Origin of the sequence: Mycobacterium sp. SMC-16, from assembly GCF_046250085.1 — a bacterium.
GTDB lineage: Bacteria > Actinomycetota > Actinomycetes > Mycobacteriales > Mycobacteriaceae > Mycobacterium > Mycobacterium phocaicum.
The window spans coordinates 5312204-5331383 of sequence record NZ_CP176427.1; the positions used below are offsets into that span (position 1 = coordinate 5312204).

15 protein-coding genes and 2 riboswitches are annotated in these 19180 nt (G+C 67.0%); of the genes, 2 read left to right on the forward strand and 13 right to left on the reverse strand.

Going from position 1 to position 19180, the window contains the following annotated elements; genetic code table 11:
- Positions 1-6 precede the first annotated feature (6 nt).
- A complete protein-coding gene (locus ACJEIK_RS25945) occupies positions 7-3387 on the forward strand; it encodes a pyruvate carboxylase (RefSeq protein ID WP_409431761.1) in 3381 nt (1126 codons plus the stop codon).
- A gap of 12 nt (positions 3388-3399) precedes the next feature.
- Here the strand turns inward: ACJEIK_RS25945 and ACJEIK_RS25950 are convergent, their stop codons facing one another.
- From ACJEIK_RS25950 to lysS, 8 genes are all read right to left on the reverse strand, one after another.
- A complete protein-coding gene (locus tag ACJEIK_RS25950; protein ID WP_226519871.1) occupies positions 3400-4317 on the reverse strand; it encodes an NADP-dependent oxidoreductase in 918 nt (305 codons plus the stop codon).
- A gap of 147 nt (positions 4318-4464) precedes the next feature.
- Positions 4465-6738 (reverse strand): 5-methyltetrahydropteroyltriglutamate--homocysteine S-methyltransferase, encoded by a 2274-nt coding sequence (gene metE, locus ACJEIK_RS25955; protein ID WP_409430497.1) that lies wholly within the window; start codon positions 6736-6738, stop codon positions 4465-4467.
- 114 nt (positions 6739-6852) lie between these two features.
- Positions 6853-7063: riboswitch (cobalamin riboswitch) on the reverse strand.
- Between the two features lie 23 nt (positions 7064-7086).
- Positions 7087-7503: a YbjQ family protein gene (locus ACJEIK_RS25960; RefSeq protein WP_409430498.1), complete on the reverse strand. Its 417-nt coding sequence runs from the start codon at positions 7501-7503 to the stop codon at positions 7087-7089.
- A 57-nt stretch (positions 7504-7560) separates the two neighbouring features.
- A complete protein-coding gene (locus ACJEIK_RS25965; protein WP_409430499.1) occupies positions 7561-8469 on the reverse strand; it encodes a CbtA family protein in 909 nt (302 codons plus the stop codon).
- Between the two features lie 15 nt (positions 8470-8484).
- Entirely contained in the window at positions 8485-8700 is a 216-nt protein-coding gene (locus ACJEIK_RS25970; protein ID WP_020100912.1) for a CbtB-domain containing protein, read from the reverse strand.
- A gap of 1 nt (position 8701) precedes the next feature.
- Positions 8702-8848, reverse strand: a riboswitch (adenosylcobalamin (AdoCbl) riboswitch).
- Between the two features lie 69 nt (positions 8849-8917).
- Complete coding sequence (gene clpC1, locus ACJEIK_RS25975; protein WP_409430500.1) at positions 8918-11440, reverse strand: ATP-dependent protease ATP-binding subunit ClpC; 2523 nt, start codon at positions 11438-11440, stop codon at positions 8918-8920.
- Positions 11441-11666: 226 nt separating this feature from the next.
- Complete coding sequence (gene lsr2, locus ACJEIK_RS25980) at positions 11667-12014, reverse strand: histone-like nucleoid-structuring protein Lsr2 (RefSeq protein ID WP_073694473.1); 348 nt, start codon at positions 12012-12014, stop codon at positions 11667-11669.
- A 109-nt stretch (positions 12015-12123) separates the two neighbouring features.
- Complete coding sequence (lysS, locus tag ACJEIK_RS25985) at positions 12124-13626, reverse strand: lysine--tRNA ligase (protein ID WP_073694472.1); 1503 nt, start codon at positions 13624-13626, stop codon at positions 12124-12126.
- A gap of 24 nt (positions 13627-13650) precedes the next feature.
- On the opposite strand from lysS, the gene ACJEIK_RS25990 reads away from it, so the two are divergent.
- A complete protein-coding gene (locus tag ACJEIK_RS25990; RefSeq protein ID WP_409430501.1) occupies positions 13651-14898 on the forward strand; it encodes an alanine racemase in 1248 nt (415 codons plus the stop codon).
- Here ACJEIK_RS25990 and ACJEIK_RS25995 read toward each other — a convergent pair.
- The 5 genes from ACJEIK_RS25995 to ACJEIK_RS26015 all read right to left on the reverse strand — a co-directional run bounded on the left by ACJEIK_RS25995 (position 14895) and on the right by ACJEIK_RS26015 (position 19135).
- A complete protein-coding gene (locus ACJEIK_RS25995) occupies positions 14895-15695 on the reverse strand; it encodes a type III pantothenate kinase (RefSeq protein WP_409430502.1) in 801 nt (266 codons plus the stop codon). The genes ACJEIK_RS25990 and ACJEIK_RS25995 overlap by 4 nt on opposite strands.
- Before the next feature lie 5 nt (positions 15696-15700).
- The gene (gene panD, locus ACJEIK_RS26000) at positions 15701-16108 is read right to left on the reverse strand and encodes an aspartate 1-decarboxylase (RefSeq protein WP_020100918.1); all 408 of its coding nucleotides are present in this window, start codon (positions 16106-16108) and stop codon (positions 15701-15703) included.
- Positions 16108-17076: a pantoate--beta-alanine ligase gene (panC, locus tag ACJEIK_RS26005; protein WP_409430503.1), complete on the reverse strand. Its 969-nt coding sequence runs from the start codon at positions 17074-17076 to the stop codon at positions 16108-16110. Before panC ends, panD begins: the two co-directional genes overlap by 1 nt.
- Positions 17073-17999 carry a Rossmann-like and DUF2520 domain-containing protein gene (locus ACJEIK_RS26010; RefSeq protein WP_409430504.1) on the reverse strand — a complete coding sequence of 309 codons (927 nt, stop codon included), beginning with the start codon at positions 17997-17999 and terminating at the stop codon, positions 17073-17075. Before ACJEIK_RS26010 ends, panC begins: the two co-directional genes overlap by 4 nt.
- An 80-nt stretch (positions 18000-18079) precedes the next feature.
- Positions 18080-19135, reverse strand: coding sequence for a DUF6779 domain-containing protein (locus tag ACJEIK_RS26015; RefSeq protein WP_409430505.1), 1056 nt, complete (start codon positions 19133-19135; stop codon positions 18080-18082).
- Positions 19136-19180: the final 45 nt, after the last annotated feature.

Sequence of the window (19180 nt, forward strand, 5' to 3'; positions counted from 1 at the left end):
CGCGCAATCCGAAAAGTCCTCGTAGCCAACCGCGGTGAGATCGCAATCCGGGCCTTCCGGGCCGCCTACGAGATGGGCATCGCGACGGTGGCGGTGTACGCCTACGAGGATCGGAATTCTCCACATCGATTGAAGGCCGACGAGTCCTACCAGATCGGCGAGCCGGGTCACCCGGTACGGGCATACCTCACGGTGCCCGAGATCATCCGGGTCGCCCAGCTGTCCGGCGCCGATGCCGTGTACCCGGGGTACGGATTCCTTTCGGAGAATCCGGAATTGGCGTCGGCATGCGCGGCGGCGGGTATCACGTTCGTCGGTCCCGGAGCCGACGTGCTGGAGCTGACCGGCAACAAGGCCAGTGCCATCGCGGCGGCACGGGCCGCCGGCCTACCGGTGCTCACCTCGTCGGAGCCGTCGGCATCGGTGGACGAACTGCTCACCGCCGCTGCCGCTATGGACTTTCCGCTGTTCGTCAAGGCAGTCTCCGGTGGCGGTGGTCGCGGCATGCGCCGGGTGACCGAGCCCGCCGGCTTGGCCGAGGCCATCGAAGCGGCGTCACGAGAGGCGGAGTCTGCGTTCGGTGACCCGAACGTCTACCTCGAACAGGCGGTACTCAATCCCCGCCACATCGAGGTGCAGATCCTGGCCGACGGCACCGGCGAGGTGATCCACCTCTTCGAACGGGACTGCAGCGTCCAGCGTCGGCACCAGAAGGTGATCGAGCTCGCGCCGGCCCCGAATCTGAGCGGCGAACTGCGGGATCGAATCTGCTCTGATGCAGTCAGATTCGCCAGCCAGATCGGCTACTTCTGCGCCGGCACAGTCGAGTTTCTGCTCGACGAGCGCGGGCACCATGTGTTCATCGAGTGCAATCCCCGCATTCAGGTCGAACACACGGTGACCGAAGAGATCACCGATGTGGACCTGGTGGCCTCGCAGTTGCGGATCGCGGCCGGAGAATCGCTGGCAGATCTCGGGCTCAGTCAGGGCAGCATCAGGATCCGTGGCGCCGCCATGCAATGCCGCATCACCACCGAGGATCCCACCAACGGCTTCCGGCCCGACACCGGCCGGATCACCGCCTATCGGAGTCCCGGCGGTGCCGGGGTGCGATTGGACGGCGGCACCAACGTCGGCGCGGAGATCTCCGCGCACTTCGATTCGATGCTGGTCAAACTCACCTGCCGGGGCCAGGACTTCGCGACCGCAGTCAGGCGGGCCCGGCGCGCCTTGGCCGAGTTCCGCATTCGCGGGGTATCGACGAACATCCCGTTCCTGCAAGCGGTTCTCGACGACCCGGACTTCGCCGCAGGCAACGTATCGACATCATTCATCGATGAGCGGCCGCAGCTGCTGACGGCGCACGCCTCTGGCGACCGGGGCACGCGCATCCTCAACTACCTCGCGGACGTGACGGTGAACAAGCCGCACGGCGTGCGTCAGTCGGCGGTGTATCCACGGGACAAGCTGCCCGAGATCGACCTGTCCGCCCCTCCGCCGGCGGGCAGCAAGCAGCTGCTGACCGAGCTGGGGCCGGAAGGCTTCGCCCAATCTCTGCTGGAATCGCCGCGACTGTGGGTCACCGACACCACGTTCCGCGACGCCCACCAATCGCTGCTCGCGACCCGAGTGCGCACCTCCGGATTGGTCAAGGTGGCACCGTATATCGCTCGGATGACTCCGCAACTGCTCTCGGTCGAGTGCTGGGGCGGCGCGACTTACGATGTGGCGCTGCGGTTCCTCAGAGAAGACCCGTGGGAGCGGTTGGCTGCTCTGCGGGAGGCGATGCCCAACATCTGCCTGCAGATGCTGCTGCGTGGACGCAACACCGTGGGCTACACGCCGTATCCGGTGTCGGTCACCTCGGCGTTCGTCCAGGAGGCTGCGTCGACCGGGATTGACATCTTCCGGATCTTCGACGCGCTGAACAACGTCGACTCGATGCGTCCGGCGATCGACGCGGTGCGCGAAACCGGTTCCGCGGTGGCCGAAGTGGCGATGTCGTACACCGGCGACCTGTCCGATCCGGACGAGACGCTCTACACGCTGGACTACTGGCTCAAGCTGGCCGAGCAGATCGTCGACGCCGGTGCGCACGTGCTGGCGATCAAGGACATGGCCGGCCTGTTGCGGCCGCCCGCTGCCGCAACTCTGGTGTCGGCGTTGGGTTCCCGTTTCGACCTGCCTATCCATGTGCACACCCACGACACCCCGGGTGGCCAGCTGGCGACATACCTTGCGGCGTGGCAGGCCGGTGCGTCCGCCGTCGACGGAGCCGCAGCACCACTGGCCGGCACCACCAGCCAGCCGGCGCTGAGTTCGATCGTCGCGGCTGCGGCACACACCGAGCACGACACCGGCCTGTCGTTGTCGAATGTCTTTGACCTGGAACCGTATTGGGAGGCGTTGCGCCGCGTCTACGCGCCGTTCGAGGCGGGCCTGCCGTCCCCGACCGGTCGCGTGTACACCCACGAGATTCCGGGTGGGCAGCTGAGCAACCTGCGCACGCAGGCCGCCGCGCTCGGCCTTGGTGGACGGTTCGAGGACATCGAGAATGCCTATGCCGGAGCGGATCATGTCCTCGGCCGGCTGGTGAAGGTGACCCCGTCGAGCAAGGTGGTCGGCGACCTGGCGCTGGCGCTGGTCGGCGCGGGAGCCAGTGCCGAGGAGTTCGCGGCCGATCCGGACCGATACGACATCCCGGATTCGGTGCTCGGTTTCTTGCGTGGCGAGCTCGGCGACCCGCCCGGCGGCTGGCCGGAGCCGTTGCGCAGCAAGGCCCTTCGAGGTAGGTCCGAGGCGAGACCGGTGAGCCCACTCACCGTCGAGGACTACGCCGAACTGGCGGAGCCCGGCTCCACCCGTCGGGCCGCCCTCAATCGATTGCTGTTCCCCGGGCCCACTCGCGAATTCCTCTCGCACCGAGAACAATTCGGTGACACCTCGAGCCTGAGCGCCAACCAGTTCTTCTACGGGCTACGTCACGGAGAAGAGCACCGCGTCAAGCTGGGCAAGGGTGTCGAGCTGCTCATCGGGCTGGAAGCCATCTCCGAACCCGACGATCGCGGCATGCGGACCGTGCTGTGCCTGTTGAACGGTCAGCTACGCCCGATCCTGGTGCGGGACCGCTCGATCGACAGCGCAGTCCCGGCCGCCGAGAAAGCGGACCGCGGCCACCCCGGCCACGTTGCGGCGCCGTTCGCCGGTGTGGTGACCATCGGAGTGTCGGTGGGGGAGCAGGTCAGCGCCGGGCAGACCGTCGCCACCATCGAGGCGATGAAGATGGAAGCCGCCATCACGTCGCCCAACGCCGGCACGGTCACGCGGATTGCGGTGGCTCCCACTGCAAGCGTCGAAGGTAACGACCTGCTGGTGGTCGTCAGCTGATCGAGGGCATGTTCACGGCACGACGACGAGCTTGCCGTGCACATGGCCCGTCGTGCTCGCCGACAGCGCGGCACCGGCTTCGGTCAGCGGGTACGTCTCGCTGATCGACACGGCAAGGCGCCCCTGCGCGACCAGCGTCGCCAGTTCCCGCAGGGCGGCGCCCAGTTCGCTTCCGGAACCACCGGCGTGCACCTGGATGCCGGTGTCGGCCTTGTCGAAGGCGACGAGCGTGAGAACACGCGCCGGGTCGCCGGTGACTTCGATCGACAACGGAATCTCGCCGCGGCCAGAGGCGTCGAGAACGGCGTCGACCCCGTCGGGTGCGGCGGCCCGGACCCTGTCGAGCAGACCATCGCCGTAGGTGACCGGCGTCGCGCCGAGCGAACGCAGGTATTCGTGGTTGGATTCACCCGCCGTGCCAATCACATTGACGCCCTGAGCCTTGGCGAGTTGAACGGCAAAGGTACCCACGCCGCCGGCGGCCGCGTGGACGAGCAGGGTGTCACCCGCCTTCACACCGAGCTTCTTGAGCACTGCGTAGGCCGTACCGCCGGCGCCGGCCAGCGAGCCCGCCACTTCCCAGCTGACGCCCTCGGGCTTCCGGACGAGCTCGGCAGCTTCCGCCAGCGCGAGATCGGCGAACGAACCTGTCGTCGACCGCCCCAGAACCTCGTCGCCGACCGCCCACTCCGTAACCTCGGACCCGACGGCGTCGACGACGCCGGCCACGTCGGACCCCACACCGGCGGGCAGCTCGAGCGGCATCAGTTCGCGCATGTACCCGCCCAGGATTTTCCAGTCGATCGGGTTGACGCCCGCGGCACGTACCGAGATCCGCACCTGGGTGGGTCCGGGAGCCGGTGGTTCGGCCTCGACCACCCGCAGGACCTCAGGTGTGCCGTATTCGGCGAACTGCACTACTCGCGACATCGATTCGTCTCCAATCGGTTTCCGGCACCAGCCCAGCAAGGACAAGGCATCGGCAGCCGCATTTATTTCGGGCGGAGCCCCGGAGGACCTTGGAATGAGCTGTGCTCCGGAACCTGAATCAGATTCCGGAGCACAGTCATCGGCGTGCTACTCGGCCCGGACCAACCGCGCCGCCTGCACCATGTGCCGCAGTGACTCGGTCACCTCGTCGGTCTTCCGGGTCTTCAGACCGCAGTCCGGGTTCACCCAGAGCCGTTCTACCGGAACGGCATCCAGCGCACGGCGCAGCAACTTCGCCATCTCGCCGGCAGTGGGTACCCGCGGCGAGTGGATGTCGTACACACCGGGGCCGACGCTGTTGGAGAACCCGATGCCGTTCAGGTCGTCGAGGACCTCCATGTGTGAGCGGGCCGCCTCGATCGACGTCACGTCCGCATCGAGATCGGCGATAGCACCGATCACCTCACCGAACTCCGAATAGCACAGGTGCGTGTGAATCTGCGTGGCATCGCTGACGCCTGACGTCGAGAGCCGGAACGCGTCGACCGCCCACTTCAGGTAAGCCGCCTTGTCGGCATTTCGCAGCGGCAGCAGCTCACGTAGCGCCGGCTCGTCGACCTGGATGATCGCGATGCCTGCAGACTGCAGATCGACGGTCTCGTCACGGATGGCCAGCGCCACCTGGTTCGCCGAGTCCGCCAGCGGCTGATCGTCGCGGACGAACGACCAGGCCAGGATCGTCACCGGACCGGTGAGCATGCCCTTGACGGGCTTGTCGGTCAGCGTCTGCGCGTACGACGCCCACTCGACCGTCATCGGCTGCCGCCGGGTGACGTCACCGAAGAGGACCGGCGGGCGCACGCAGCGGCTGCCGTACGACTGCACCCAGCCGTTCCTGGTGGCGAAGAAGCCGTCGAGCTGTTCGGCGAAGTACTGCACCATGTCGTTGCGCTCCGGCTCGCCGTGCACCAGCACATCGAGGCCGAGCTCCTCCTGCAACCGGATGACCGCCTCGACTTCGGATTTCATCCGGTCGAGGTAGTCGGCCTCGTCGATCTCGCCGGCGACGAGCGCCGCGCGGGCCTTGCGGATCTCGACGGTCTGCGGGAACGAACCGATCGTGGTGGTCGGCAGTGTCGGCAGCGTCACGCGGGCATCCTGTGCCTTCCGCCGTTCGGCGGCCGGCCCGCGGCCGATGCCGCCGGACAGGACCGTGTCGAGCCGGGCTCGGACGGTGGCATTGTGCAGTCGCGGGTCGTGCGTGCGCGACGCGACCGCCCGGTTCGATGCCTCGAGCTGCGCTGCCACCGAGTCCCGGCCTTCTCTCAGCGCCGTCGCCAGCGTCGCGACCTCGTCGACTTTCTCGGCACCGAACGCCAGCCAGCCGCGGAGCGCGTCGTCGAGACCGTCCTCGGGATCGAGCGAGTACGGGACGTGCAGCGTCGAGCACGTCGTGGACACAGCCACCGAACGTGCCGACTCCTGCACTGTCTCCAGCCGGGCCAGTGCGGCCTTGAGGTCTGTGCGCCAGACGTTGCGGCCGTCGACGACGCCGGCCACCAGCAGCTTGTCCGCGAGGCCTGGGATGCCGGCCACCGGCTGGTCGCCACCGGCAACGAAATCGACTGCGAATCCGTCGATCTGGGTACGAGCCAGCGCCGGCAGCACGGACCCCGGTTCGCCGAAGTAGGTCGCGACCAGGATCGCCGGACGTTCGGCGGCCGCCGCGAGCGTGGCGTAGACGCGCTCGGCCAATTCGGCGGCGTTGGCAGTCCCGTCCAGGATGTCGGTGACCAACACGGGTTCGTCGATCTGCACCCACTCGGCACCGGCTGCGGCGAGCCGGCCCAGCAGATCGGCGTACAGCGGCAGCAGCTCGCCGAGGCGCCCGATGGGTGCCTCGGTGCCGTCGACGGCCTTACTCAGCGCCAGGAACGTGATCGGCCCGACGATCACAGGCCGGGCCGGAATCCCCTGCGTCTGAGCCTCTTTGAGTTCAGCCAGCACCTTTTCCGGATGCAGCGTGAACGTGGTGTCCGGGCCGATCTCCGGCACCAGGTAGTGGTAGTTGGTGTCGAACCACTCCGTCATCTCCAATGGTGCGACGTCCGCCGTCCCGCGGGCCGCCGCGAAATAGCGGTCGAGATCGTCGGCGATGCCGCCCACTCTGTTCGGCAGGGCACCGAGCAGCACCGCGGTGTCGAGCACCTGGTCGTAGTAGGAAAAGGTATTGACCGGAACGGAATCCAGTCCGGCGGCCGACAAGGCGGCGAGAGTATCGCGGCGCAGGTCCGCGGCGATACCTTCGAGCGCGGCCCGGTCGATCCGGCCCGCCCAATAGCGTTCGACGGCCCGTTTGAGTTCACGGTTCGGTCCGATGCGGGGCGCGCCGAGAATGGTTGCGGTGAATGGTGTTGACAACTGACGTCCTTCAAATGCGACGGAAGTGCGCATCGCCCAAGGACATTCATCGAGGACAGCACAAACCGCCCTCGGCGATCAGCCCATTCCACGAGGCGATGCACCGCCGGACGCGGCGCATCCGGCGCAGCTGGCAGGTCTTCGGACTCGCGGGCACGCACCCTCGGGTGCACCTAGTGGCCGTCGCTTCCCAGTTCGATACGAACCAGTGCGGATGACGGCGGTCGTTCCTGCTCACCGCTGCGGGACAGTCCCGGATTCTCACCGGGTTCCCTCTCATGGCGGATTCCCGCCATTCGATGCCGCCGACGCCTGAGCGTCATCGGCAAACCAGCTGCGCCGTGGAGGCTACCCTGTCGGACCGGGACCGCCGGGCCCAACCGGGCCGGCCTGGCCCGGGCCGCCGCCGTAGCCCAGCTGCTGGGCGGTGTAGCGGGCGGCGTCGGTGACCGGAACCGCTTGTACCGCAGTGCCATACGCGCAGATTTCGGTCCACACGTCGCCGATCTCGGTGGTGTCGAACCGCATGCCGATGATGGCATTGCCGCCGCGGGCGTGACATTCCTGAAGGAGCCGGCCCATGGCTTCGTTGCGGCTCTCGGCGAGGTTCTTGGTCATGCCCTGCAGCTCGCCGCCGAACATCGCCTTGAAGCCGGCACCCATCTGCGCGAAGGCGTTCCGGGACCGGACGGTGAGGCCGAACACCTCACCGCAGACCCGCTGAATCTCCCACCCGGGCAGGTCATTCGTCGTGACAACCAGCATGCTGCCGCCTTTCTGTGTCGGTATGCCTCGAACTGTAGTGCGCGGCAACCGCAATCGTCAGAGAGCGGCTGCCACGTCCTGCGCCGGTGCGGTCTTCCTGGTGCCACCGAGGTAGCGCTCGACGAGCCCGCCGAACACCAGCCCGATGACCGTCCAGATCAACGCCTGGTCGATCAGCGAGTACCACCGGAACTTCCACAGCAGATCGGCGTCGAACCCGGGGAAGATCAACTGCCCGGGGGCATAGACCTTGCCGTCGACCGTGACCGGCGTATCGAATGTGTTGATGATCGGCTGGGGCGTCTCGGTTGCGGCGCGCGCGAAGCCGAACTCGCCCGAGTGCTCGACGTTGGCGGCCAGATCACCCAGCGACGGCAGCGCCGCCAGCAGACCGCCGTACAGCACGAAGAAGCCGAGCACCGAGATTCCGACGGCACGCGCCCAGCCGACCTTCGCGGACAGCTTGCGCGCGGCGAACACCGCGAGACCCAACAGGGTCAGCGACCCCCACACCATCCCCAGGTACAGGAAACCGCGGGCCTCCATGGTGAATTCGTGGCCGACCGCGGGCGGGTTCGACGGGTATTTCACGAACGGCAGCAGGTACACACCCAGGAAGCCGAAACCGGCGACCGTCCAGCCCAGCACCTTGGGCCGCACGCCGAACCGGCCGTGCAGCACCAGATACGCGACCGCCACCAGCGCACCCATCGCCACGGAGAACGCGATGATGCCGGTGGCCGCACCGATACCCGACTGGATGGACCGGCTGAACAGCTCCGGCCCGTCCGGCTCGACCGGATGACCCATGGCCGTATGCACCGTCGAGAGGACGTTCATGCGGCCGGATTCGTAGTCGATGGCCTTGTCGATGGTGGGTTCAGCAAAAATCCAGGCAAACAGGAACCCCAGAATGCCGGCGATCAGACCGGCGAGGGCTCCGCGCCCGATGACGCGGATTTCCACAAGAAGTCCCGTGGATCAGTGGCAGGGGAAACCGAGGAAGTGCCGCGAGTCGTGCACCCACTCGTGGACCACGACGGTCTTGCCGAACATCGACATCATGCCCTCATCGATACCGACGAGGTAGTACGCCAGCATCGCCAAGAAAATGGTCACACCGAGCAGCACTGCCACCCGGGTCGCCGAAAGCGCCTTCGTCGATACGCCCGGCTTGGAAACCGCGATACTCGTCATGGTCAAACCTCCTACGGGGTCACGCGCCCCTACATTGTTCGGTTCTGCACGACGGCGAAAGATCTGACTCGCCGCAGAGGGCTCACAGTGGCGCAACCGTGCCGGATTCTCACCGGCTTCCATGCACCGTCGTACGGGATGAACATACACGCCCCACGAAAAATACCCTCCCCCGATGTTCGGGGAAGGGCATTTTTCGCGATCGGTTACGGCGTATTTACTCCGAGGCAGTCGCAGCGGCCTCGGCCAGGTCGGCCGATTCCTTGCGACGGCCGGCGAAGGTGAACACCGCATCTTCGGTGTTGTTGCTCTCGCCGTCCCAGTTCTCGACGTCCACGGTGACCAGCTGACCGGGGCCGACCTCTTCGAAGAGAATCTTCTCGGAGAGCTGGTCCTCGATCTCGCGCTGGATGGTCCGACGCAGCGGGCGGGCACCCAGAACCGGATCGAAGCCGCGCTTGGCCAGCAGTGCCTTGGCCTTGTCGGTCAGCTCCATCTCCATGTCCTTGGCCTTGAGCTGCTTGGACACCCGGCCGATCATCAGGTCGACCATCTGGATGATCTCGTCCTGCGTCAGCTGGTGGAACACGATGATGTCGTCGATACGGTTCAGGAACTCCGGGCGGAAGTGCTTCTTCAGCTCGTCGTGCACCTTGAGCTTCATCCGCTCGTAGTTGTTCTCGCCGCCACCCTGGGTGAAGCCGAGGCCAACCGCCTTGCTGATGTCGCTCGTACCGAGGTTCGAGGTGAAGATCAGCACGGTGTTCTTGAAGTCGACGGTGCGACCCTGACCATCGGTCAGGCGGCCGTCTTCGAGGACCTGCAGGAGGCTGTTGTAGATCTCCTGGTGGGCCTTCTCGATCTCATCGAACAGCACGACGCTGAACGGCTTGCGGCGCACCTTCTCGGTGAGCTGGCCGCCCTCTTCGTAGCCGACATAGCCCGGAGGGGCACCGAACAGCCGCGACGCGGTGAAGCGATCGTGGAACTCGCCCATGTCGATCTGGATGAGCGCGTCGTCGTCCCCGAACAGGAACTCGGCGAGCGCCTTCGACAGCTCGGTCTTACCGACACCGGACGGGCCGGCGAAGATGAACGAGCCCGACGGACGCTTCGGGTCCTTCAGGCCGGCGCGGGTACGCCGGATGGCCTTCGAGACCGCCTTGACGGCGTCGACCTGGCCGATGATCCGCTTGTGCAGCTCGTCTTCCATGCGCAGCAGACGCGTGGTCTCGGCCTCGGTCAGCTTGAAGACCGGGATACCGGTCCAGTTGCCCAGGACCTCGGCGATCTGCTCGTCGTCGACCTCGGCGACCACGTCGAGGTCACCCGAACGCCACTGCTTCTCGCGCTCGGCGCGCTGGGCGACCAGCGTCTTCTCCGAGTCGCGCAGCCGGGCTGCCTTCTCGAAGTCCTGCGCGTCGATGGCCGATTCCTTCTCCCGGCGGGCGTCGGCGATCTTCTCGTCGAACTCGCGCAGGTCTGGCGGAGCGGTCATCCGGCGGATGCGCATGCGGGCACCGGCCTCGTCGATCAGGTCGATGGCCTTGTCCGGCAGGAACCGGTCGTTGATGTACCGGTCGGCCAGAGTGGCAGCGGCCACCAGCGCACCGTCGGTGATCGAGACGCGGTGGTGCGCCTCGTAGCGGTCGCGCAGACCCTTGAGGATCTCGATGGTGTGCTCGACGGTCGGCTCGCCCACCTGCACCGGCTGGAACCGGCGCTCGAGTGCGGCGTCCTTCTCGATGTACTTGCGGTACTCGTCGAGGGTGGTCGCACCGATGGTCTGCAGCTCGCCACGGGCCAGCTTCGGCTTCAGGATGCTGGCTGCGTCGATGGCGCCCTCGGCGGCACCCGCACCGACGAGCGTGTGCAGCTCGTCGATGAACAGGATGATGTCGCCGCGGGTGTTGATCTCCTTGAGCACCTTCTTCAGACGCTCTTCGAAGTCACCGCGGTAGCGGCTGCCGGCGACCAGCGAACCCAGGTCCAGCGTGTAGAGCTGCTTGTCCTTGAGCGTCTCGGGGACCTCGCCGTGCACGATGGCCTGGGCCAGGCCCTCGACGACCGCGGTCTTACCGACACCGGGCTCACCGATCAGCACCGGGTTGTTCTTGGTGCGGCGGCTCAGCACCTGCATGACCCGCTCGATTTCCTTCTCGCGGCCGATGACCGGATCGAGCTTGCCCTCGGCGGCGGCGGCCGTGAGGTTGCGGCCGAACTGGTCCAGCACGAGCGACGTCGACGGGTTGCCCGTCTCGCCACCGCGGCCACCGGTGCCGGCTTCGGCGGTCTCCTTGCCCTGGTAGCCCGAGAGCAGCTGGATGACCTGCTGACGCACACGGGTCAGCTCGGCGCCCAGCTTCACGAGCACCTGAGCGGCGACGCCTTCGCCCTCACGGATCAGGCCGAGCAGAATGTGCTCGGTGCCGATGTAGTTGTGTCCGAGCTGCAGCGCCTCGCGCAGCGACAGCTCGAGCACCTTCTTGGCACGCGGCGTGAACGGAATGTGGCCGGACGGGGCCTGCTGACCCTGGCCGATGATCTCTTCGACCTGGCTGCGCACGCCCTCCAGCGAGATGCCCAGCGATTCCAGCGACTTGGCGGCTACGCCCTCGCCCTCATGAATGAGGCCAAGCAGGATGTGCTCGGTGCCGATGTAATTGTGGTTGAGCATCCGGGCTTCTTCTTGAGCCAGGACGACGACCCGACGGGCCCGGTCGGTGAATCTCTCAAACATCGGTGGTTACCTGCTCTCCCTCGTAGCGCACGTCGCAACGCTGTGCGCCTACCGTCCACTCTAATGGGCGGCGACCATGCGTGCCCTGCGGTATCCCCTAGCTCGCAAGGCCACTCAGCGCTGCGAAAAGGCCAACGCGCTGCGGCTACGAAACGTTTCCCGAATCAACTCGACCGGGCTACGCCGAAAGCGAACAGGCAATCCCTGATTATGTTGCCCGGAGGATTCAGGTCGCGGCGTGGAACGCGTCGATGATCTCGGCGGGAATGCGACCGCGGCTGGACACATTGTGGCCGTTGCGGCGGGCCCATTCCCGGATCGCAGCGCTCTGCTCGCGATCGATGGACGCGCGGCCGCGCCCCGTCGAACCGGCGCTGGCCCGGCCGCGACGACGACCGCCGACACGACGGCCGGCCTCGACCCATTTCTTCAAATCATTACGGAGCTTGGTGGCGTTCTTCGTGGTGAGGTCGATCTCGTAGTTCACCCCGTCGAGAGCAAATTCGACCGTCTCATCCGCCGCGCCTTCACCGTCGAAATCGTCGACGAGCGTGACAGTCACTTTCTTTGCCATCGGCCCACACTAACCCTTCTGCCTTGTTAAACACGCAGAAACGACTCTGCCACAACAATGCTGGCATAGGACCGCAATTCCTTCAACAAGTCCGTGGTTAGGGCACTGTTCAGTCGGCCTGACGGCGCACAATCGGGAACAAAACCGTGTCCCTAATCGTCAACCCCGTCAACGCCATCAGCAAGCGGTCGAGTCCCATTCCTGTTCCGGTGGTCGGCGGCATCGCATACTCCAATGCGATAAGGAAATCCTCATCGAGTCGCATTGCCTCGTCGTCACCGGCGGCAGCGGCACGAGCCTGGTCCTCGAAACGTGCCCGTTGAATCACCGGATCGATCAACTCCGAATATCCGGTCGCCAGCTCGAACTTCCGGACATACAGATCCCATTTCTCTGTAACACCCGGAATACTGCGGTGGGCCCGGGTCAGCGGAGTGGTCTCCACCGGGAAATCCCTCACGAAGGTCGGCGCCCAAAGGTGATCACCGACGGTGTGCTCCCACAGTTCCTCGATCAATTTCCCGTGTCCGTATCCACGGTCCCTGGGAATCTCGGCGCCGAGTCGCTCGGCCACCTTCCACAGGTACTCGACCGAGGTCTCGGGCGTGATCTCCTCGCCAAGGGCTTGCGACAACGACGGATACATTTCGATGGTCGCCCATTCACCATCGAGGTCATAGGTGGAGCCGTCGGGCAGCGGCACCATTCGGGTACCAATGGCCTCGTCGGCAACCTCCTGAATAAGCTCACGCGTCACAATCGCGGAATCGTCATATGTGCCGTAGGCCTGATATGTCTCCAACATCGCAAATTCCGGGGAATGCGTGGAATCGGCGCCCTCGTTGCGAAAGTTCCGATTGAGCTCAAAAACCTTCTCAAAGCCACCGACCAGGCAGCGCTTCAGGAACAACTCCGGCGCGATGCGCAGATACAGATCCGCATCGAGCGCGTTGGAATGGGTGATGAATGGGCGCGCCGCCGCACCACCGGGCAGGGTCTGGAGCATCGGCGTCTCGACTTCGAGAAAACCGCGCCGCTCCAGTGCCGAACGCAAAGCACGCACCACCGCAATGCGCTGCCGGGCCACATTGCGGGCTTCCGGACGCACGATCAGGTCGACGTAACGCTGCCGAACCCGGGTCTCTTCATTCAATTCCTTGTGCGCGACGGGAAGCGGTCGCAGGGCCTTCGACACAATTTGCCAGTTCTGGGCAAGCACAGATAATTCGCCGCGACGGGAACTGATGACCTCGCCCTCGACGAACACGATGTCGCCCAGGTCGACGTCGGCCTTCCAGGCGTCCAGCGATTCCTTGCCGACCTTGTCGAGGCTCAGCATGGCCTGCAGCTGGGTACCGTCGCCCTCCTGCAGCGTGGCGAAGCACAGCTTCCCCGAGTTCCGGGCGAACACGACGCGCCCCGCCACGCCGACGATATCGCCGGTGGCGGTGTCCGCGACGAGCTCCGGGTACGCCGCCCTCAGCTCGGCGAGGGTGTGGGTACGCGGGACCTCGACCGGATACGGATCGCGCCCCTCGGCGAGCAGCCGCTCACGCTTGGCCTGGCGGATGCGGAACTGCTCGGGAATGTCGGGGCTGTCGGCTTCGCTCACGAAATGCCAGCTTAAATGAAGCCCATGGCCACCAGTTTGGAGCAGTCCGCCGTCGACGCGCTGGACCACGAACCGATCGACTGGAAATACAAGGGCCTGCCGTCCTCCTGGTGGGGCCAGACCCCGGCCCAGGTGTGCCGCCGACGGCCCAGCCTGTTCGCCGACGGTGCCGTTTCACCGGTCGCCACGCTGCGCACCCAGCCGCTGGTACACAACATGGTCACCATGGCGCGCTGGTGCCGCCGCCGGGGCGTGCAGCTGGCACCGCACGGCAAGACCCATATGTCTCCGCAGCTGCTGGCCCGCCAGCTGGGCGCCGGGGCGGTCGCCGTCACGGCCGCCACCATCAGCCAGGTCCGGGTGTTCCGGGCCTTCGGGGTCCGCCGGATCATCCTGGCCAACGAACTGGTCGACGTCACCGGGCTGCGCTGGCTGGCCGCCGAGCTGGACGCCAACCCCGACTTCGAGCTGACCTGTTGGGTGGACTCGGTACGCGGGGTGCAGCTCATGACGTCCGCGCTGACGGGCCGGCGCCGACAGGTGGACGTGTGTGTCGAGGTCGGGCAGGCCGGGGGCCGCACCGGCTGCCGCGACGCCGACACCGTCGACGCGGTGGCGCGGGCGGTGGTGGCGTCGGACCGGCTGCGGCTGGTCGGCGTGGCCGGATACGAAGCGGCCACGGGCCACGAGATCACCGAAACGGCCGTGGCGGCAGTGACCGGGTACCTGCAGACGATGCGCGCCGCCGTCATCCGGCTGCGTCCGTTGTTCGAGACCGACGAGATCCTGGCGACGGCCGGCGGCAGCACCTACTTCGATCTGGTCGCCGACATCCTGACCGGCTGGCCCGAGGGCATGTCGGTGCGCACCGTGGTGCGCAGCGGCTGCTATCTGACGCACGACGACGGTCTGTACGCCCGCACGACACCGCTGGGCCGCGCCGGCGAGGGCCACCTGGAACCAGCGCTGAGCGTGTGGGCGCAGGTGCTGTCGCGGCCCGAGCCCGATCTCGCCATCGTGGGCATGGGCCGCCGGGACGTGTCGTTCGACCAGGACCTCCCCGTGCCGTACGGGCGGCCCGACAGCCGCGTCGAGAAGCTCAACGACCAGCACGCCTACCTGCGGCTGGCACCGGCGGACGAGAGCCTGGCCGTCGGCGATTGGCTCGAGTTCGGGATCTCGCACCCGTGCACGGTGTTCGACAAATGGCAGTTGATCCCGGTGCTCGACGCCGGCCACCGGGTGGTCGAGCTGGTCCGGACCTTTTTCTAGCCGCGGCGGGAGTTGCGCTGGTTGCGCTCGAAGACCAGCCGGAGGCCGTCGAGGGTGAGGTTCTTGTCGTAGTGCTGCACGGTCCGCAGATCGGGCAGCACCAGTTGCGCGGTGTGCCCGGTGGCGACGACGGTGACATTGTGACCGTCGAAGCCGTCGACGTCTTCACGCACCCGGTTCACCAGACCGTCCACCAGGGCGGCGAAACCGAACACCGCACCGGCCTGCATGCACTCGACGGTGTTCTTGCCGATCACCGACCGGGGCCGGGTCAGCTCGACGCGGCGCAGCGCCGCCGAACGCGCCGCCGCGGCGTCCGAGGACACCTGCACACCGGGCGCGATGGCCCCGCCGAGGAACTCGCCCTTGGCCGAGACGACGTCGACGCAGATCGACGACCCGAAGTCGACGACGATGGCCGCGGTGCCGTACTTGTGGTACGCGGCAAGGCAATTGACGATGCGGTCGGCCCCGACCTCTTTCGGGTTGTCGACCAGCAGCGGGATGCCGGTGCGCACACCTGGTTCGATCAGCACGTGCGGCACCTTCGGCCAGTACTGGTCCAGCATCACCCGGATTTCGTGCAACACCGACGGCACCGTCGACAGACCCGTTGCGCCGAGCAGGTTTTCGGCGTCATCACCGATGAGCCCGTCGATGGTCAGCGCGAGCTCGTCGGCCGTCACCTCCGACTCGGTGCGAATCCGCCAGTTCTGCACCACTTTTGCGTGATCTCCGGAGCCGGAGATCAACCCGACGATGGTGTGGGTGTTGCGGACGTCGATTGCCAGCAGCACCGGCGTTACCGCGGCGACAGCAGGCCGTCGACACCGTCCGGGACGTGCGCGGCGTCGTGCGAGAAGTCGATCTGCCGGTTCTGCGCGTCGACGAAGATGACGTTCGGCTGGTACGTGCGGGCCTCGGCGTCGTCCATGGTGGCGTAGGCGATGAGGATCACCAGGTCACCCGGGTGGATGAGATGCGCTGCGGCACCGTTGATCCCGATGATGCCGGTACCGCGCTCACCGGTGATGGCGTAGGTGACCAGCCGGTTGCCGTTGTCGATGTCCACGATGGTGACCTGTTCACCTTCGAGAATGTCAGCGGCGTCCATCAGATCGGCGTCGATGGTCACCGAACCCACGTAGTGCAGGTCCGCCTGGGTAACCGTGGCCCGGTGGATCTTGGACTTCAGCATGGTGCGAAACATCAATTCCTCCAAGGTAATTCGTGGTTGCCGTCCTGGGCCCCGTCATTGCCGAAGGCAGACCCCACATTGGGGTGACCGTCGATCCCTGCGGATGCACCGATATCGATGGCGATGTTGTCCAACAATCTGGTCGTGCCGAGCCGGCCCACCACCAGCATGCGGGCCGGGCCCGAGGCCGGTGCCGGACCCAGCCAGGGGTCCCGGACTTCCAGATAGTCGACGTCGATGGCGGGTACCTCGTCGAGGACCGCCCGGGCCGCATCGAGTGCGGCGGCCGCGCCGTGCGACGCGGAGTATTTGCCGGCGAGCAGCGCCGCGGACAACGCCCCGGCCTGCTCGCGCTGTTCGGCATCGAGGTAGCGGTTGCGCGACGACATGGCCAGGCCGTCGTTCTCGCGCACGATCGGCACCGCCTGGATGCGGACATCGAGATCGAGGTCGTCGACCATCTGGCGCACCAGAACCAGCTGCTGATAATCCTTTTCGCCGAAGAACGCGCGGTCGGGGCGCACGATGTTCAGCAGCTTGAGCACCACGGTCAGCATCCCGGCGAAGTGCGTCGGGCGCGAGCCGCCCTCCAACTCCGCGCCCAGCGGGCCCGGCATGACCGTCGTCCGTTGGCCGCCCGGGTACATGTCGGCGGCACTCGGCGCGAACACGATGTCGACGTCCTCGCCGCGCAGCAAGTCCACGTCGGAGTCCAGCGTGCGCGGGTAGGCGTCCAGGTCCTCCCCCGCCCCGAACTGCAAGGGGTTGACGAAGATCGACACCACCACGACGGCGCCGGGCACCTTCTTGGCGGAGCGCACCAGCTCCAGGTGACCCTCGTGCAGCGCACCCATGGTCGGCACGAGCATCACGCGGCGCCCCGTGGCGCGCAACACCCGCGACACATCCGACACGTCGGTCGGACGGGTGTAGAGGTTGAGCTCGCCGGCGGTGAACTTCGGCGGCCTGCGATCGGTCACTGCGCTCTCCCTGAGTCGTTCAACACGGCGAAAACTTCGTTCGGAGCATGCGCCCGTTGTGCGGTGCGCAGCGACATGGCCCGATATGCCTGCGCCAGTTCAGGATTCACTTCGTCCATGGCCCGCAGGTGGGCCGCGACAGCGGCACCGTCGCCACGGGCGACCGGACCCGTCAGCGCACTCTGCCCGCGCTGCAGCGCGTTCTCCAGAGAGGCCCGCGCCAGCGGCGCGAGGATGCGTTCGGCGATGCCGGCGGGGTCGCCCGTGACCAGTTCCTGGCCGAGCAGCTCCTGGCCGGCCAGCGCGTCGCGCAGGGCTTCGACAGCGTCGAGGACGACGGTGATGACGTGATTGCCGGCGTGCGCCAGGGCCGCGTGATACAGCGTGCGGGCGTCTTCGCGAACCCGGAACGGTTCGCCGCCGATCTCGAGGACGAGGGACTGGGCGATGGCGTAGCCGATGTCGTCGGCCGCGGTGATCCCGAAACAGGTCTCCGACAGCCGGGTGATGTCCTCGTCCGAGCCGGTGAACGTCATGGCCGGGTGGATGGCCAGCGGAATACAGCCCTGCTCGGTCAGCGGGGCCAGCACCGCGATGCCGTTGGCGCCCGAGGTGTGCACGACGATGGTGCCGGGGCGGACCGATCCGGTGGCCGCCAGGCCGGCGACGACGGACGTCAGCTCGGCGTCCGGCACCGCCAGCAGCAACAGTTCGGCCTTGGCGGCGACGTCGTGGGCGGGCAACACCTGGGTGTCGGGCAGCCGGCGCTCGGCACGGCCGCGCGACGCATGGGAGATCGCGCTACACGCGACGACGACGTGGTCGGCGCGCTCCAACGCGACACCCAGCGCACTGCCGACCCGCCCTGCGGAAATGATTCCGACAGTGAGCCGGGCCGGACGCAGTCCGTCGAGCTGCTTCATTGCAGCGACCTCACATTTGGTGGTTTCTCAACGTTCCAGTCCTGCCTCGCAGGTACCGGACGGTCACCGCAGAGCGTAGCTCAGTCCTCACGGCGACGTCGACGGCCGCCGCCGCTGGTGTTGGCCTGCAGCCGCGCCAGCAATTCGGCCGCCGGTTGACCGCCAACGTGCTGACCTGCGGGTTCGTCGTCGGGCTCGGCACGGCGCCGGCGACCGGATGTGACAGGCGTCTCTGTCACGGGCGGCTCTGCCGGGGCCCCGTGACGACCCCGGCGCGGTGGCTCGGGCGCCGGCTCGGGGGCGGGCGGGACGACGGGCAGCGTCATCGTCGGTTCGGGGCCGCGGTCTGGCACCGGCGGGGCCGGCGGCGGTGCCGGTTCGGGTGTGACGGGCGCCCAGTTGCTGCCCGGCTGCCCGGCGGGGATCCACTGGCCTTCGGCCGGGGTCGGCTGCCAGTCGGACGGTGCCGGCTGCGGGGGCAGACGGTGCGCGCCGCCGAACGGCGGCTGTGGCGGTGGGGGCGGCGGTGCCCACGGGTCGGGCGGCACGTGCGGCTCGGCCGCCACGTCGATGATGGGGCTCTCTTCGGTGTTCGGCTCCGACATCAGGTCGGGCCGGTCCTCGGTGTCGATCCGGCTGGCGACGACGCGGCCGACCGGCGCGGACTGCCCGCTGCGGTCGGTTTCGAGCGCCGGGCGGTGCGCCAGATCGGTGTCGAAGTAGAACTCGAGGTTGGCGCGCAACGCGGCCAGCTCCGCCCGCAGGGCCGCGACCTCGTCGGCCGACTGGGCACGCAGTTCGGAGGCCAGCTCACGGCGCAGATGCGATTCCAGCGACAGTTCGTATTCACGGCGCGCCGCGATCTCACGGTCCAGCTGCAGGTCGTAGACGAGCTTGAGGTCGCGGGCCCGGGCCTGGTCCAGATCAGCCTGGCGCCGGTAGATGAACGAGGCGAACGCCGCCGCCACTGCGGCCCACAGGGCAATGACCACAGCGAGTTTCAGCAACTCGACCTGATCGGTGAACACCAGCGCCGAACTGGCGATGATCGCGAGCACCAGCAACGCTGTCAGCAGCAACCAACCCGGCCTGCGGTTAGCGCGCCTGCCGCGCGCAGCCCGGGTCGGATCGATCATGGGCTGACTGTACCGTTTTGCCTTCCCCTCGCAGGTCGACCGACA

What these genes read in the sequence shown, in the direction of transcription:
- ACJEIK_RS25950 (WP_226519871.1), bottom strand. Translation starts at nt 4,317, where the DNA reads ATGTCGCGAGTAGTGCAGTTCGCCGAATACGGCACACCTGAGGTCCTG.
- ACJEIK_RS25960 (WP_409430498.1), bottom strand. Translation starts at nt 7,503, where the DNA reads ATGCTGGTTGTCACGACGAATGACCTGCCCGGGTGGGAGATTCAGCGG.
- ACJEIK_RS25970 (WP_020100912.1), bottom strand. Translation starts at nt 8,700, where the DNA reads ATGACGAGTATCGCGGTTTCCAAGCCGGGCGTATCGACGAAGGCGCTT.
- clpC1 (WP_409430500.1), bottom strand. Translation starts at nt 11,440, where the DNA reads ATGTTTGAGAGATTCACCGACCGGGCCCGTCGGGTCGTCGTCCTGGCT.
- lsr2 (WP_073694473.1), bottom strand. Translation starts at nt 12,014, where the DNA reads ATGGCAAAGAAAGTGACTGTCACGCTCGTCGACGATTTCGACGGTGAA.
- ACJEIK_RS25990 (WP_409430501.1), top strand. Translation starts at nt 13,651, where the DNA reads ATGGCCACCAGTTTGGAGCAGTCCGCCGTCGACGCGCTGGACCACGAA.
- panD (WP_020100918.1), bottom strand. Translation starts at nt 16,108, where the DNA reads ATGTTTCGCACCATGCTGAAGTCCAAGATCCACCGGGCCACGGTTACC.
- ACJEIK_RS26010 (WP_409430504.1), bottom strand. Translation starts at nt 17,999, where the DNA reads ATGAAGCAGCTCGACGGACTGCGTCCGGCCCGGCTCACTGTCGGAATC.
- ACJEIK_RS26015 (WP_409430505.1), bottom strand. Translation starts at nt 19,135, where the DNA reads ATGATCGATCCGACCCGGGCTGCGCGCGGCAGGCGCGCTAACCGCAGG.